Origin of the sequence: Polyangium fumosum (assembly GCF_005144585.1) — a bacterium.
GTDB classification, from domain to species: domain Bacteria; phylum Myxococcota_A; class Polyangia; order Polyangiales; family Polyangiaceae; genus Polyangium; species Polyangium fumosum.
Genome location: NZ_SSMQ01000034.1, coordinates 23221 through 36712 on the forward strand (window position 1 = coordinate 23221; position 13492 = coordinate 36712).

The 13492-nt window shown below is 67.7% G+C and carries 16 protein-coding genes and 1 riboswitch; of the genes, 12 read left to right on the forward strand and 4 right to left on the reverse strand.

Features of this window, described 5'->3' with window-relative positions; genetic code table 11:
- Position 1: 1 nt before the first annotated feature.
- Complete coding sequence (locus E8A74_RS28400) at positions 2 to 565, reverse strand: prolyl hydroxylase family protein (RefSeq protein ID WP_136932220.1); 564 nt, start codon at positions 563 to 565, stop codon at positions 2 to 4.
- Between the two features lie 95 nt (positions 566 to 660).
- Here E8A74_RS28400 and E8A74_RS28405 point away from each other — a divergent pair, with 95 nt between their 5' ends.
- Positions 661 to 1272, forward strand: coding sequence for an SRPBCC family protein (locus E8A74_RS28405; RefSeq protein ID WP_136932221.1), 612 nt, complete (start codon positions 661 to 663; stop codon positions 1270 to 1272).
- Between the two features lie 58 nt (positions 1273 to 1330).
- Here the strand turns inward: E8A74_RS28405 and E8A74_RS28410 are convergent, their stop codons facing one another.
- On the reverse strand, positions 1331 to 1927 hold the full coding sequence (locus E8A74_RS28410; protein WP_136932222.1) for a DUF4384 domain-containing protein: 597 nt from the start codon (positions 1925 to 1927) through the stop codon (positions 1331 to 1333).
- Between the two features lie 503 nt (positions 1928 to 2430).
- On the opposite strand from E8A74_RS28410, the gene E8A74_RS28420 reads away from it, so the two are divergent.
- Entirely contained in the window at positions 2431 to 2661 is a 231-nt protein-coding gene (locus tag E8A74_RS28420; RefSeq protein WP_136932223.1) for a hypothetical protein, read from the forward strand.
- Positions 2648 to 3238 (forward strand): alpha-ketoglutarate-dependent dioxygenase AlkB family protein, encoded by a 591-nt coding sequence (locus E8A74_RS28425; RefSeq protein ID WP_136932224.1) that lies wholly within the window; start codon positions 2648 to 2650, stop codon positions 3236 to 3238. The genes E8A74_RS28420 and E8A74_RS28425 overlap by 14 nt, the downstream gene beginning before the upstream one ends.
- Here the strand turns inward: E8A74_RS28425 and E8A74_RS28430 are convergent.
- Positions 3227 to 3931: a DUF6968 family protein gene (locus E8A74_RS28430; RefSeq protein ID WP_170229443.1), complete on the reverse strand. Its 705-nt coding sequence runs from the start codon at positions 3929 to 3931 to the stop codon at positions 3227 to 3229. The two genes, E8A74_RS28425 and E8A74_RS28430, sit on opposite strands and share 12 nt — an antisense overlap.
- A gap of 88 nt (positions 3932 to 4019) precedes the next feature.
- Positions 4020 to 4268: a hypothetical protein gene (locus E8A74_RS28435; RefSeq protein ID WP_136932226.1), complete on the reverse strand. Its 249-nt coding sequence runs from the start codon at positions 4266 to 4268 to the stop codon at positions 4020 to 4022.
- 48 nt (positions 4269 to 4316) lie between these two features.
- Between E8A74_RS28435 and E8A74_RS52800 the strand changes: the two genes are divergently transcribed.
- The 9 genes from E8A74_RS52800 (at position 4317) to E8A74_RS28470 (ending at position 13458) form a co-directional block, all read left to right on the forward strand.
- Positions 4317 to 4469, forward strand: a complete 153-nt coding sequence (locus E8A74_RS52800) for a hypothetical protein (RefSeq protein WP_170229444.1) — start codon at positions 4317 to 4319, stop codon at positions 4467 to 4469.
- Positions 4470 to 4915: 446 nt separating this feature from the next.
- Positions 4916 to 5077 (forward strand): hypothetical protein, encoded by a 162-nt coding sequence (locus tag E8A74_RS52805; protein ID WP_170229442.1) that lies wholly within the window; start codon positions 4916 to 4918, stop codon positions 5075 to 5077.
- Positions 5043 to 5558: an alpha-ketoglutarate-dependent dioxygenase AlkB family protein gene (locus E8A74_RS28440; RefSeq protein ID WP_211365466.1), complete on the forward strand. Its 516-nt coding sequence runs from the start codon at positions 5043 to 5045 to the stop codon at positions 5556 to 5558. The genes E8A74_RS52805 and E8A74_RS28440 overlap by 35 nt, the downstream gene beginning before the upstream one ends.
- Before the next feature lie 538 nt (positions 5559 to 6096).
- Positions 6097 to 6165, forward strand: a riboswitch (Fluoride riboswitch).
- A 22-nt stretch (positions 6166 to 6187) separates the two neighbouring features.
- A complete protein-coding gene (locus E8A74_RS28445) occupies positions 6188 to 6607 on the forward strand; it encodes a DUF190 domain-containing protein (protein ID WP_136932228.1) in 420 nt (139 codons plus the stop codon).
- The gene (locus E8A74_RS28450) at positions 6604 to 7938 is read left to right on the forward strand and encodes a chloride channel protein (protein WP_276567996.1); all 1335 of its coding nucleotides are present in this window, start codon (positions 6604 to 6606) and stop codon (positions 7936 to 7938) included. The genes E8A74_RS28445 and E8A74_RS28450 overlap by 4 nt, the downstream gene beginning before the upstream one ends.
- A gap of 57 nt (positions 7939 to 7995) precedes the next feature.
- Positions 7996 to 8820, forward strand: a complete 825-nt coding sequence (locus E8A74_RS28455; RefSeq protein WP_136932230.1) for a hypothetical protein — start codon at positions 7996 to 7998, stop codon at positions 8818 to 8820.
- Between the two features lie 144 nt (positions 8821 to 8964).
- The gene (locus tag E8A74_RS28460; protein ID WP_136932231.1) at positions 8965 to 9921 is read left to right on the forward strand and encodes an MBL fold metallo-hydrolase; all 957 of its coding nucleotides are present in this window, start codon (positions 8965 to 8967) and stop codon (positions 9919 to 9921) included.
- Positions 9922 to 9970: 49 nt separating this feature from the next.
- Positions 9971 to 11953 (forward strand): alpha/beta hydrolase, encoded by a 1983-nt coding sequence (locus E8A74_RS28465; RefSeq protein WP_136932232.1) that lies wholly within the window; start codon positions 9971 to 9973, stop codon positions 11951 to 11953.
- A gap of 35 nt (positions 11954 to 11988) precedes the next feature.
- The gene (locus E8A74_RS28470) at positions 11989 to 13458 is read left to right on the forward strand and encodes an HAD-IG family 5'-nucleotidase (RefSeq protein WP_136932233.1); all 1470 of its coding nucleotides are present in this window, start codon (positions 11989 to 11991) and stop codon (positions 13456 to 13458) included.
- Positions 13459 to 13492 lie beyond the last annotated feature (34 nt).

Consider the following 13492-nt stretch of genomic DNA (forward strand, 5'->3'; position numbering starts at 1 on the left):
CTCACCCCGGACTGTAAAGGATGTCCGTGCGCAGGACGAACTTCTCACCGCGGGCCACCTGGCTCGCGATATGGAGGATCCGGTGCTGGAACATCAATGCGCGCCCGCGCCGCGGGGTGACGCGCCGTTCGAGTTCCGGAAAATCGGTCTCGCCGCCCTCGAAGTCGTCGTTCAGGTAAAAGACGAGCGTGACCAGGCTGCGCACGCCGCCGTCGAGGTGCACGACCGTGTCCCAATGCGCCCCGTGTTGCTCGCCGGGGCCGTATCGATACAGGCGGATGCGCGGGTTGCCGCCCGCGAGCTTCATGCCCATCAGCAGCTTCGGCACGTGCGGCGCGACCCGCGCGACGAGCCCGTCGGCCTCCGCCGCGTCGTCCCACATCACGCGCGTGTTGTTCCGGACCCCGAGATCGACCTCGGGCTCCCCGTCCTCGCCCACGATCGGCGCGATCTCTGCGTGCCCCATCCGCATGCGCTCGATATACGCGTCGCAGTCGGCGGACGAGAGCGCGTCGTCCACGGTCCAGACGAGGGGCTGCGTCAAGTCGAGGTGACCGGCGTACATGGGAGGGGAGTATACGCGGGCGCAGGGCGGAAGGGGCCCTTCGTCGTCGACGCGGGGCTTGCGCCGGGACCGACGCGACCTCACCGTGGGGGGACATGGCGCGCCGCCTCCTCGCCCTCCTCGCGGTCCTCTGCGCCCTCGTCCTCGGGTTACCGGGCCGCGCGCACGCCGGCGCCCTCACGACGGACGAAAAAGCCCGCCTCGCGCGGGGCGAGGTCGTCAAGCGGACCTTCGACGTCGAGCTTCCGGAGGGCGATTTCATTGGCGGCCTCGGGTACGTGATCATCGCGGCCCCGCCGGCCGAGGTCATGGCCGTGTTGCTCGACCCGGGCGCGTATCGGTATATTTTCCCGCTCACGCAGGACGCGCGCCTCGTCGGCCGCAAGGGCGACGATTTTTTCCTGACGCTCCGCCAGGGCGGGGCCACGGTCGCGGGCGAATACACCGTACGCGCGCGCCGGGAAACCCCATCGCTCGTCCGATTCTGGATGGACCCGACGCGGCCCCACGACATCGGCGATTGCTGGGGTTTTTTCCGGGTCGACCCCGCCGACGGCGGGAAAACCCTGCTCACCTATGGCGCCCTCCTGCACCTCGAATTCGGCGTGATCAAGCTCCTCTTCCAGGAGAAGATCCGCACGTATGCATTGCAGACGCCGGAGCTCTTGCGGCGCCATGTCGAGGATCGGCGGGGGCCGCGGCCTTGACGCGCGCGGCCGCGCCTTTTCTCGATCGGAAGGGGAGGAGGAGGAGGCGGAGGACGGGTCAGTCGATGCCGAGGTTGGTCACGTCCGTGATCGGGGCGGACGAGGCGATCGTGCGGATCTTGCCTTTCTTCGTGGTCACGATCCAGCCCGAGCCGCCGGGGATGCGCGTCTTCGTGCCTGGGCGCATGCGACGCGCCCCGCCCTTCGGCGGATAAAGGATCTCCACCGACCGGTCCTCCGCCGCGATCTGCACGACGTACACGTACGCGAGCCGATCGAGCTCGCCCTCGATCGCGACCTTCGTGCCCGCCTCGACGTCGAACTCGTTCATCGCCTCGTCGCGCATCTCGCTGAGGAGCGCGTAGCCCCACGCGAGGCGCCGAAACGGCCGACCCATGAGGCTCGGCGGCGGCTCGTCGATGAGCTCCACCGGCGCGGCGGCCGCGGCCCTCGCCGCCGCCTTCGCCCTCGCCTCGATCTTCGCCGTCGCGCTGACCTTCGCCGCCCTGGCCGCGGCCTTCGCCTTCTTTGCCACGCCCTTCGCGGGCGCCTTGGCCGCAACCTTCGTCGCCTTCTTCGCCGCGCCCTTGACCCCGCCCTTCGTCGTCCCCTTGGTCTTCATCGTGCCGCCCTTCGCGCTGCTCCTGGTCACCATCGCAGACGCATTCTATGGCGGAGCGTCGAAAAACCCTAGCGCGACGAACATGCCTCCTCGCGTGAGCGAGACCTCCTCGCGGGGTTTGGGGCCACAGCTCGGCGGACCCGCGCCAAGCCCCGCGCACCGAAGGACGTGGTGCCGCCGCTTCGAGCGTGCTCTTCTTGACGTCCCGCACGAAAGGAGCTCGGCACGACGATTGCGTCGAGCGCGTCGCCCCATGGTGGCCGAACAACTCGCACGCCGCGACATCCAGGACCGGCGGGTGCTCGATGCGATGCGTCGCGTCCCGCGGCACGCCTTCGTGCCTGCCGCGCGGCTCGCGCCGCTCGGGTACGGAAACATCCGGGTGGTCACGGGAGATGGCACCAGGACGGCTGGGCCCGGGCGGACGGCTGGAAAACTTCATTCGTCCCGCTTGACGATTGGGGCGTCACGCGGACGAGCCGTGTTACGCCCCAAACCCCATACCGTTCCGCCCTCCGCCCTGGTACGATGAACGCATGGCGCATCCGTACCGCATGAGGCCCACGGTGCCCCCCGAAGGCTCGTCCGACGACGAACGGCTCTCCGGTCCGACGCTCGCGTTCGGTTTGTTTTGCGTCATCTCGGGCCTCGCGCTCGCGGGCGCGTCGCGCCCGGGCGCGCTGCTCCTCGCGGGCGGCGCGGGGACTGTCGCGATCGCGGCGCGCCGAACGCCGCGCGGAGGGGCCTACCCGCGTGACAAGGATTGAGCTCCAGCGCGGGGGATTCCTCCTCTTCCACGACCCGTTTCTCACGCGGAGCGAGGCCGACGCCTCGTTTCCCGCGCTGCTCGCGGAGGTCCCGTTTCAGCAGCAAACGATCCGGCTCTTCGGCAAATCGATCTTGCAGCCGCGCCTCTCGGCCTGGCACGGGGATGCGGGCGCCTCGTACACGTATTCGGGCCTGTCGCTCACGCCGAACCCGTGGACGCCGGCGCTCTCGGCGCTGCGCGCGCGGGTCGAGGCGGCGGCCGGCTGCACGTTCAACAGCGTGCTCGTGAACCACTACAGGGACGGCGACGATTCGATGGGCAAACACGCCGACGACGAGCCCGAGCTCGGGGAAAACCCGGTGATCGCGTCCCTCTCGCTCGGGGCGCGAAGGAGGTTCGTCCTGGAACCGAAGCACAAGGGCGGGGAGAAGGTGACGCTCGAGCTCGGCGAGGGGAATCTGCTCGTGATGGCGGGGACGACGCAGCACCATTATCGGCACGGGGTGCCGAAGCAGGCCGGGCGGGGGGCGAGGATGAATTTGACGTTTCGCCGGATTTTGGGGTCAGGGGGCTGAGAAATCAGGCATGTCGGGGTCGCTGGTCGGTTCCATCGCGTAGGCTCGGCCCACCTTGTAGGGCAAGAACGTGGGCCCCAAGAATTCATCGGAAAGCGGCGCCTCCCAACCTTCCGGAATCATGGCTTCGTAGGTCGCGCGCGCCAAGGCGAGGCCGTCCAGAAGCGCCTCGATGAAGTCGTCGCCCGTGCCATGACGAACAGGCTCGTCGAGGGTCGAACCAAGGAGGAACGCGCATTTCCACGTTCCGTCATCGACGCGAACCGGCTTGTACACCGTGAGGGCCAATGCTCGTGCGCGACCCGCCTCATCGGGGCAGCCGAGCGTGCCGACCGCGAGAGGTTCGAGCCCCCCGGGATTCGCCTCGCATGGGGGGACGGTGGGGGGCTGGTACGCCTCAGGTTTCTCGGCGAAACGCGGCAGGCCCGCATGAACCATCCCTTGCCAGCTCGACCGTTCCTCCGTGGGATGCTCGATGTAGCTGCGGGCGACCGTGAGGCAGCTCAGGAGCGCCTGAATGGCGTCGACGCCCCTCACGTGGAGGGTCCTCTGGTTGGGCGGCGGGCTGAACTGGAATCCGCACTCCCAGTCATCCTGATCCGTCTTGCGTGGGGTAAATACCGTCAGGGTGACGTCCTTCACGACGCCGTTATCGCTGCGGTACTGGAGCACGCGTGTGGTGAGAACGGCCATCTCGTCCTCAATCTGCGTAGGGGATTTTCTTCATGCAATCGCCGAGCTTTTGGCTGCACTCCGCGTAGCATTGGCGTCCAAGTTTTCCTCACGTACACCAGTCGCGGCACGCCTCGAACAACGTCTCGCATTCCTGCACACGGCGCTCGCGCTCCTCCTCGCTGATCCCTCCCGTCGGCACCGCGGCTCCCTCATGAAGCTCCGGTTCTCTTGGGTCAGCCCCCCTCGACGTCAACGACGAGTCAGGTGATGCCAGTCGGACGTCACCCACGCCTGACGCCATACCGAGCGACCCGTACAGAACAAGCGCCCCGAGCCCCAAGATCAGCTTCGCCATGGTTGTCCTCCCTCGTGCGTCGTCCGAACACGCTGGAAGCACGTTAACATGAGCCGGCGACAAATGCCTAAATTCGCGCTCGCCGAGGACATGCTGCTCCCGCGAGCCCGCGGCAATCCCCCGGTCGATCACGACGCCGCCAAGGCCGCCTTCGAAAAACTCCTGCCGCGCCTCGCCCAGCATTCTATGGCGGAGCGCTGAAAAACCCTAGCGCGACGAACATGCCTCGCTCGCGTGAGCGAGACCTCTTCGCGGGATTTGGGGCGTCGCTCCGCGGGCCCGCGCGAAGCCCCGCGCCCCAAGGACGTGGTCGCGCCGCTTCGAGCGTGCTCTTCTGGACGTCCCGCACGAAAGGAGCTCGGCGCGACGATTGCGTCGAGCGCGTCTCCGTCATGGATCCGAGGGAGCAAGCGCGTCACAACATCCAGGACCCGCGCGTGCTCGATGCAATGCGTCGCGTTTCGCGGCACGCCTTCGTGCTCGCCGCGCGGCTCGCGTCGCTCGGGTACGGAAACACCCGGGTGGTCACAAGAGATGGCACCCGAGGTGCGGTTTGTCCCGCTTGACGATTGGGGCTCCACGCGGACGAGCCGCGTTACGCCCCAAACCCCATACCCTTCCGCTCTCCGCGCTGGTACGATGGACGCATGGCGCATCCGTACCGCATGAGGCCCACGGTGCCCCCCGAAGGCTCGCCCGAGGACGAACGGCTCTCCGGTCCGACGCTCGCGTTTGGTTTGTTTTGCGTCATCTCGGGCCTCGCGCTCGCCGATCTTGCAGCCGCGCCTATCGGCCTGGCACGGGGATGAGGGCGCCTCGTACACGTATTCGGGCCTGTCGCTCACGCCGAACCCCTGGACGCCAGCGCTCTCGGTGCTGCGCGCGCGGGTCGAGGCGGCGGCCGGCTGCACGTTCAACAGCGTGCTCGTGAACCACTCCAGAGACGGCGACGATTCGATGGGCAAACACGCCGACGACGAGCCCGAACTCGGCGAAAACCCGGTGATCGCGTCCCTGTCGCTCGGGGCGCGAAGGAAGTTCGTCCTGGAACCGAAGAAAAAGGGCGAGGAGAAGGTGACGCTCGAGCTCGGCGAGGGCCGATGGCAAGACCACGGACGCGCGTCTCTACTGGCAACGGGGCGTTGCCAGCGGAGCCGTCAGCGCTGCGGCCTTGGCCTTGGGCGAAATCGTCGCAGGTCTTGCCACCGGCTGTTCGATGAACTGCGCGGAGCGCAGTTTATTGACCCCGAGTCCAGCGCTTGCGCAGGCCCCGGGTCCAGGGGCGGATAGCCCCGGTGGGGTCTGGGGCAAAGCCCCAGCGAAGCGCCTGCACGATGAGACCAATGCTCAGCTCCGGAATGAATGGGGGGACAGCGGGGGGGCTGGTACGCCGCAGGTTTCTCGGCGAATCGCGGAAGGCCCGCATGATCCATCCCTCGCCAGCTCGACCGTTCCTCCGTGGGATGCTCGATGTAGCTGCGGGCGACCGTGAGGCAGCTCAGGAGCGCCTGCATGGCGTCGACACCCCTCACGTGGATGGTTCTCTGGTTGGGCGGCGGGCAGCGAGCTTTGTACTGCACTCCGACTTGCGTGCGAAGCCGCCCTTCGCTCCCGCGAGCCTCCCGGCGGTCCCCTCCCGACCTCCTCCCGGCTCCCGCCAGCCTCCCGGCGGTCCCCCACCGACCTCCGGAGGTTGGCTTCATCCCAAATGTCGTCGCCTACCGACCGTCCCGCGGCTCGGCCGGGCCGTCCGGAGGTCACCCTTCGCCCGCCGCGGGCTCACGCCGCGAATCTGCCTTGACGGCGCAGGCCGTGCTCGGACAAGATGCAGGTCGATGGCGGTGGAGTCCGCCGATAACCGCGGTCCTTCGCGACCGCCAATGACTCCTACGATGCATGCCCCCAGGGCACCGTAGGAGTTGTCCGTCTTCTCCTCCGGTGCCGCCAGAGCCAGGAGAGAGAACGACGTGACGACCAGCCTTTCGGGAGCCCTGTCGGTGCTCCGCATCTACCTTCCCCGCCGCGGCGTCAAGCACGGTCGAGGCTTCTGGGGGTGGCTCTTCGGTCGCTCGATCACGCATCACCTCGCAGCGGAGGCGCTGCGGTCGGGGGTGCTGTACGCGACCGTGACGCAGGGACACATGGGCTTCGTGTCGGGATCGACCGCGGTCGTCGCCGACCTCTCCGATACGCCGCCGGATACGTTGCCGAGCTGCGTCGAACTCATCGGGACGCCGGAAATCCTCGAGGCGTTCGTGACGGCGCACCGCGATGATCTTCGAGGCGCGGTCATCGTCCGCCTCGATGGAGTTGCCCTGTCCATCGGGGGGCCATCGTGACGCGGCGGCGACTCTCGACGCTCGGGCAGTGGATTGTCCTTGGCGTGTGCGTCGGCGTGATATGCGGGGGCTCGTCCGCGCTCTTCCTTTCTCTCCTCGAAAAGGCCACGGAGGTCCGCACGGGTCACGAGGTCGTCGTGTATACCCTGCCCCTCGCGGGCCTCGCCATTGGATGGATTTATGAGCGGTTCGGAAAGCCGATCAAGGCCGGGAGCAACCTCATCCTCGACACCCTTCACGACGAGGGCCCCGAGATCCCGCTGCGCATGGCTCCCATGGTGCTGATCGGCACGGTATTGACCCACCTCTTCGGCGGCAGCGCCGGACGGGAAGGAACGGCCGTGCAGATGGGGGCGAGCCTCGCCGATGCCGTAGCCCACCGCCTCCGCTTGACGCAAGAGCTGCGCAAACAGCTCCTCGCGGCCGGCGTCGCGGGCGGCTTCGGCTCGGTCTTTGGCACGCCGATCGCTGGCACGGTGTTCGGGCTCGAGTTCATCACGCTCGGACGCATCGAATACACCGCCCTCGTCCCGGCGCTGGTCGCGTCCGTGGTCGGCGACATGACGACGCGCTGGCTCGGCATCGGGCATACCCACTACCCGGCTCCCCCGCACGTCCCCCTCTCCTCGCTGCTCCTGTTGAAATGGCTCCTGTTCGCCGTGGCCATCGCAGCTTCGACGACGGTCTTCATCGAGCTCACCCATTTCATCAAAAAGCAGATGGAGAAGCGGGTACCTCGGCTGCCCGTGCGGATGATGCTCGGCGGCGTCGTCGTGGTCGCGATGTGGCAGATCATCGGGACGAGCGACTATCTCGGCCTCGGGGTGCCGATGATCGTGCGTTCGTTCGAGGATCCGGGCCTGCCCGCGTATGCGTTCGCGGCCAAGCTCGTGTTCACGGCCGTGACGCTCGGGGCGGGTTTCCTGGGCGGCGAGGTGACGCCGCTCTTCTTCGTCGGCGCGGCGCTCGGGAATGCGCTCTCCGGGCCGCTCGGGCTACCGCTCCCGCTCTGCGCGGGCGTCGGCCTCGCCGCCGTGTTCGCGAGCGCATCGAACACGCCGCTGGCGCTCTCGATCATGGCGATGGAACTGCTCGGGCCCAATGTCTTCCCGCACGTGGCCGTGGTCTGCGTACTCTCGTATCTGCTGGCGGGGCATCGCAGCATCTACCCAGCGCAGCGGCTCTGGCAGCGCAAGGATGGGAGCCCGCTGCTCCGCTCCATCCCGTTACGGGACCTGGATGAAGCCGAACAGGGGCGCAAGTCTGGTTTTCACGGCGGGACAGACCAGGGCGACGCCCAGCCCCCCAACACCGGAGATCCCCGCGCCTGAACGACCGCTTTCTCGTAGAGGTTCCCGTCCGCGCATCCTCATGGTAGCTTCCCCACCATGAGTCCTCCCCAAAAGAAAAAACCCCCGGTCGACCACGACGCCGCCAAGGCCGCCTTCGAAAAACTCCTGCCGCGCCTCGCCCAGCTCCCCAAAGATGGCCTCCAATCACCGAACACCAGCGTCGACGCCGCGGCCATCGTCGCCCTCGGCATTGCCCGCGAGTTCTCGGCGCCCCAGGCGCGCGCGCGCTTCGAGCTCTTGCCCAAGGAGCTCTTCGATATCGCCGCCATAGACGACCTCGAAGCCGCGGCGCTCGCGGCCTGGTATACGGCCACGAGCCTCCTCTCCGCCAATGCCCAGGGCACGGAGGCCAAGCTCCCCGTCGAGCTCGTCGACGACGCCACCACGCTCAAGGCGCGGATGCTCAAGGTCGGCGAGTACCACTTCGACCCGGCCACGCCCACCGGCCGCGAGATCGCCGATATCCGCGTCGGCACGGGGTACCGCGACCTCGCCCAGGACCTCGCCCGGCTCGCCAGGCTCTACCGCACCGAGAAGAACCAGCTCGAAAACGACAAAGTCCATTACAGCGTCGAGGACGCCACACGCGCGGACGAGCTGTCCCACCGGATCTTGGCGGAGCTCGCCACGTCCCGCAGCACGGAGCAAGCGCTCTGGACCGAGCGGGTCCAGCGCGCCTGGACGCTCCTCCTCGGACTTTATGGGGAGGCGACCACCACCGCGGCGTGGCTCTGGCGGAAAGAAAGCGGCGCGGCGCCGTATCCGTCGCTCGTCACGGCGGGGCGCGCGGCCCGCAAGGCGAGGTCCGAGGGCGCGGCCGAGGAGCCGCCGCCGGGCGGAGGCGAATCCACAGGCGGCTGACGCATCGGCCGACCGCATCCCCCATTCTCCCATTCACGCCCTGCATGCGTGACATCGCTCACGCCAATACGCTCCTCGTTTGACAGTCGTATCGGTGCCCATTAGCTTCGCGGTGCTTTCATCCTTCCAAGGAGCGAATTCACCATGAAGCAGGGTCTTTGGCTCGCGCTCGGCCTCGGCGCGGCGCTCGCGGTCGTGGCTTGTGGCGACGATACGAACAATAACAACAATACAACCTCGTCCTCCTCGTCGGGCTCGGGCGGCAGCGGCGGCAGTGGTGGCAGCGGCGGAAATGGAGGCGCCGGCGGCAGCGGCTCGGAGATCGAAGTGCAGACGCACGTCTCGCCCGATGGATTCGGCGTCGACTCGCACCTCATCGTGGGCCCGACCGAGGTCGTCCTCGTCGATGGCCAGTTCTTCACCGCGGAGGCGCAAAAGGTCGTCGACCTCGTCAAAGGCACGAACAAGAAGCTCACCACCGTCTGGCTCACGCACGCCCACCCCGACCATTACCTCGGGATGGAGGTCATCCGCGCGGCGTTCCCGGACGCGAAGTTCGTGACGACGGCCGCGGTCCTCGCCGATTACAACGCGAAGAAGGACGGCACGCTCGCGTTCGCCCAGACGAACTTCCCCGGCCAGGTGCCCGACAAGGTCGTCGCCTTCACCGCGCTCGCAGGGACCACGATCACGGTCGACGGGCATACACTCGACGTCGTCGAGATCGGCGACGCGGGCGAGAGCGTGGAGGCCGCGGGGCTCGCGCTGAACGAGCAAAAGGCATTTTTCGCGGGCGATCTGCTTTACAACAAGGAGCACCTCTGGCTCGCGGAGTGCAACTTCGACGGCTGGATCAAGAACCTCGACGCCCTCGCCGGGAAGGGCTTCACGACGTTTTATCCGGGCCACGGCGAAAAGGCCACGGCCGCCGTCATCGACGAGGACAAGAAGTACTTGAGCGACGCAAAGCCGATCCTCGATGCCGCGACGACCGCCGACGAGGCCGTGACGAAGCTCAAAGAAGCGTACCCCACCTGGGGCGGAGACGGCCTGCTCTCGTTCGGCACCTCGAATTATTTCATGGCCTGCAAGATGCCCTGATCGAGATGAACGGCCTGCGGCCGCGCGCGATTTCTGGTAGGCTGCGTTCGTGCGCAGCGCCCTTGCCTTCCCCCTTCCCCTCGCCGCCCTGCTCCTCTCCGCATGCAGCGATCCCGTGGAGCTGCCCGTGCCGCCGGAGACCGGCGTCGTCGCGCTCTACGGAAAGCCCGCCGAGACGGTCCTCTCGCCCTACCCGTCCGACCGATACACGACGGCCGACGCGGCCACGGCCACGGGCCGGCGCGTGCGGATCGGGCCGGACACGGCGGCCGATCCGCTCGTCACCAGCTACCAGGGCACGGTCGATCTCCTGAACGAAATGGATGGTTTCTCCACGGTGGGCGGCGTCGTGGTGAATTTCAGCGGCCCCATCGACGCGCGGCCGCTCGTGCTCGCGCCGTATGCGGAGCCGCCGCTGCTCGGGCCCATCCTCGACGCGGAGGACTACAAAAAGCCCGGCGCGCCGCTCTACCTCGTCGACGTGGACCCGGACTCGCCCGAGCAAGGAAAACCCGTCGGGCTGATCCCCCGCTGGTTCCCGCAGCCCGACGACGGGTTTTACCCGGACGATTTCACCTTGGTCGCGGAGCCCGCCACGCCGCTCCGTCCCGGGACACGCTATCTGTTCGTCGCGACGAACGTGCTCCGCGCGGACGATGGTGCCCCCGTGCGGCGATCGCCGGACATGCAGGCGCTCCTCGGAGGCACGGCCGAGGGCGAATACGGCGACGAGGTGCGCAAGGCCATCACCGAGGCGCGGACGAGCGGGCTCTTCCATACCGAGGACGTCGTGCTCGCGACCGCGTTCACCACGGCCACGGTGCGCGCCGGGATCGAGGCGATGGGCGTCGCCGCACGAAAGTCCCCTCCGCCTGCGCTGCTCACGCCCTTCGAAGTCGAGACGCCGGCCGAGCCGGGCGGGCGCGTGCGTTTTCGTGGCGTGTACGAGGCACCCGAATATCGCGGCGAGACGGGGAAATGGTCCTTCGAGGGAGGGACACCCGTCGCGAGCAAGAAGGTCGGGCTCGATGTGTTCCTGGCGTTCTCGAAGGCGGAGGTGAGCGGAAAGAGGCCGGTGGTCATTTACGGGCACGGGCTCGGCGGCGACAAGGGCGGCACGTGGGGCACGGCCCAGAGGCTCGCGGCGATTCACCCGAACGGCGCGGCCGTCTTCGGGATCGACTCGCCCGAGCACGGCTCGCGCGCGAAAAAGCCGGACCAGAATGCCCTGCTCGCCGCGTTCGGCTTCTTCGGCATCAACAGCGCGACGGGCGAATTCGACATCGGCAAGGCGCGGGACAATTTCCGGCAAATGGCCTCGGATCAGCTCGAGCTCGTGCGGCTCATCGATTCGCTCGGCTCGCTCGATCTCCTGCCCGTTGGCGCCCCGGACGGCGTGCCCGACCTCGATACCTCGCGGATCCTCTACATCGGCCATTCGTTCGGGTCCGTGCAGGGACCGACGATCCTCGCGCTCGCGCCCGAGATCCGGCAAGCCGTCTGGAACGTGGGCGGCGACGGGCTCATGATGCTCCTGCGGGACTCCGGCACGTTCGCCCTGCTCGTCGACGCGATGCGTCCACCCAAGACGCCGGACGGCGCGCTCGCCCGTTTCTTCGCCGTCACGCAGGCGATCGTGGACCCGGGCGATCCGATCAACTACGCTCGGTTCGCGTCGGGCGAACGTCTGCCGGGCGCACCGGAATCAAAGCCGCGCGACGTGCTCTTGCAGGTGGTCATGAACGACACGATCGTCCCAAACTCGACCAGCGAAGCGCTCGCGCGGGCCTCGGGCATGACGCTCATGAATGCGATCCGCCCGGTGAGCGGCTTGCCCGTCGCCGAGGGGCCGCTGGCGGGCAACGGCAAGACCGGCTCGACGCTGGTGATGTCGCAGTTCGACCGGATCGAGGGGACGAAGCTCGCCGTGCATGGCGAGCTCATCTTCTCGCCGGAGGGACAGGCGCAATACGTGGAGTTTTTCCAGACAGGGCTCGCCGAGCCGTACGCGACGGCGAAGCCGCCCTACTGAAGGACGAGTCGCAGGGTTCGAGGAGAGTTCGAGGAATGTCGTATTTCGACGGTCTGCCGGGCAAGCCGCCGCGCGAGCGGGGCATCTTTTGCAACCGGACCATGAACATGCGGTCGATCAAGGCGATCGGCTACGACATGGACTACACGCTCATCCATTACCGGGTGGAGGAGTGGGAGCGCCTGGCGTACGAGCACCTGCGGACGCGGCTGCTCGCGCATGGGTATCCGGTGGAGGATCTCCGCTTCGATCCGGAGCTCGTGATCCGGGGGCTCATCATCGACACGGAGCTCGGCAACCTGCTCAAGGTGAACCGCTTCGGTTACGTGAAGCGCGCGATGCACGGGACGTCGCTGCTCGATTTCGAGCCGATGCGCGCGGCGTACGCGCGGACGATCATCGACCTCGCCGAGCCGCGGTTCGTCTTTCTGAACACGCTCTTCTCGCTCTCCGAGGCGTGCATGTACGCCCAGCTCGTCGACCTCGCGGACGCGGGAAAGATGCCGGCCGGGACAGGCTACGAGCAGCTTTATCGGCTCGTGAAGAGCGGCCTCGACGAAGCGCACATGGAGGGCCGCTTGAAGGCCGAGATCATCGCGGATCCGGACCGGTTCGTGGTGCTCGACCCGGAGGCGCCGCTCGCGCTGCTCGACCAGCAGCGGGCCGGGAAAAAGCTCCTGCTCATCACGAACTCGGAGTGGGGCTACACGGACGCGATGATGCGTTATGCATTCGAACGATTCCTGCCGAACGGGATGCGGTGGCGGAATCTCTTCGACGTGGTGATCGTGCAGGCGCGGAAGCCCGATTTCTTCATGCAGAAATCGCCGCTCTTCGAGGTCGTGAGCGAGGACGGGCTGCTCCGGCCGTGGATCGGTCCGCTCAAAGAAGGCGGCTCGTACCTCGGCGGGGACGCGACGCAGGTGGAGCGCTCGCTCGGGATCTCGGGGGACGAGATCCTGTACGTGGGGGACCACATCTGGGGCGACGTGCGGGTGTCGAAGAGCGTCTTGCGCTGGCGGACGGCGCTCATTCTGTGGGAGCTCGAAGAAGAGGTGCGGGCGGCCTATGCGTCCCGCGTGGACGAGGCGCGGCTCGGCGCATTGATGGAGGAAAAAGAGGCGCTCGAGCTCGCCTCCTGCCAGCTCCGGCTGCTCGCCCAGCGGCACAGGGAAGAGGATGGGTTGCCCGAGGACGCCCCCTCGTGCGACGAGGTCCTCGCGCGGCTCGGCGCGCTGAAGACGGCGCTCGCGGAGCTCGACGATCGAATCGCCCCGCTCGCGAAGGCGGCGGCCGAGGTCTCGAACTCGCGCTGGGGCCTGCTCCTGCGCACGGGCAACGACAAGAGCCACCTGGCGCGGCAGATCGAGCGCTCGGCCGACATTTACACGTCGCGCGTCTCGAACTTCCTGCGCTACACGCCGTATTCGTATTTCCGCTCCCGCCGCGGGAGCCTGCCGCACGATCCCTCCGGAGAAGCGCCGAGCCCGAACCCGGGGCCTTGACCGCTGGAGGCGCGCGGCGCGGAGATTCGTCCCC

What these genes read in the sequence shown, in the direction of transcription:
- E8A74_RS28470 (WP_136932233.1), top strand. Translation starts at nt 11,989, where the DNA reads ATGTCGTATTTCGACGGTCTGCCGGGCAAGCCGCCGCGCGAGCGGGGC.
- E8A74_RS28420 (WP_136932223.1), top strand. Translation starts at nt 2,431, where the DNA reads ATGGCGCATCCGTACCGCATGAGGCCCACGGTGCCCCCCGAAGGCTCG.
- E8A74_RS28435 (WP_136932226.1), bottom strand. Translation starts at nt 4,268, where the DNA reads ATGGCGAAGCTGATCTTGGGGCTCGGGGCGCTTGTTCTGTACGGGTCG.
- E8A74_RS28400 (WP_136932220.1), bottom strand. Translation starts at nt 565, where the DNA reads ATGTACGCCGGTCACCTCGACTTGACGCAGCCCCTCGTCTGGACCGTG.
- E8A74_RS28455 (WP_136932230.1), top strand. Translation starts at nt 7,996, where the DNA reads ATGAGTCCTCCCCAAAAGAAAAAACCCCCGGTCGACCACGACGCCGCC.
- E8A74_RS28405 (WP_136932221.1), top strand. Translation starts at nt 661, where the DNA reads ATGGCGCGCCGCCTCCTCGCCCTCCTCGCGGTCCTCTGCGCCCTCGTC.
- E8A74_RS28460 (WP_136932231.1), top strand. Translation starts at nt 8,965, where the DNA reads ATGAAGCAGGGTCTTTGGCTCGCGCTCGGCCTCGGCGCGGCGCTCGCG.
- E8A74_RS28430 (WP_170229443.1), bottom strand. Translation starts at nt 3,931, where the DNA reads ATGGCCGTTCTCACCACACGCGTGCTCCAGTACCGCAGCGATAACGGC.
- E8A74_RS52805 (WP_170229442.1), top strand. Translation starts at nt 4,916, where the DNA reads ATGGCGCATCCGTACCGCATGAGGCCCACGGTGCCCCCCGAAGGCTCG.
- E8A74_RS52800 (WP_170229444.1), top strand. Translation starts at nt 4,317, where the DNA reads ATGAGCCGGCGACAAATGCCTAAATTCGCGCTCGCCGAGGACATGCTG.
- E8A74_RS28410 (WP_136932222.1), bottom strand. Translation starts at nt 1,927, where the DNA reads ATGGTGACCAGGAGCAGCGCGAAGGGCGGCACGATGAAGACCAAGGGG.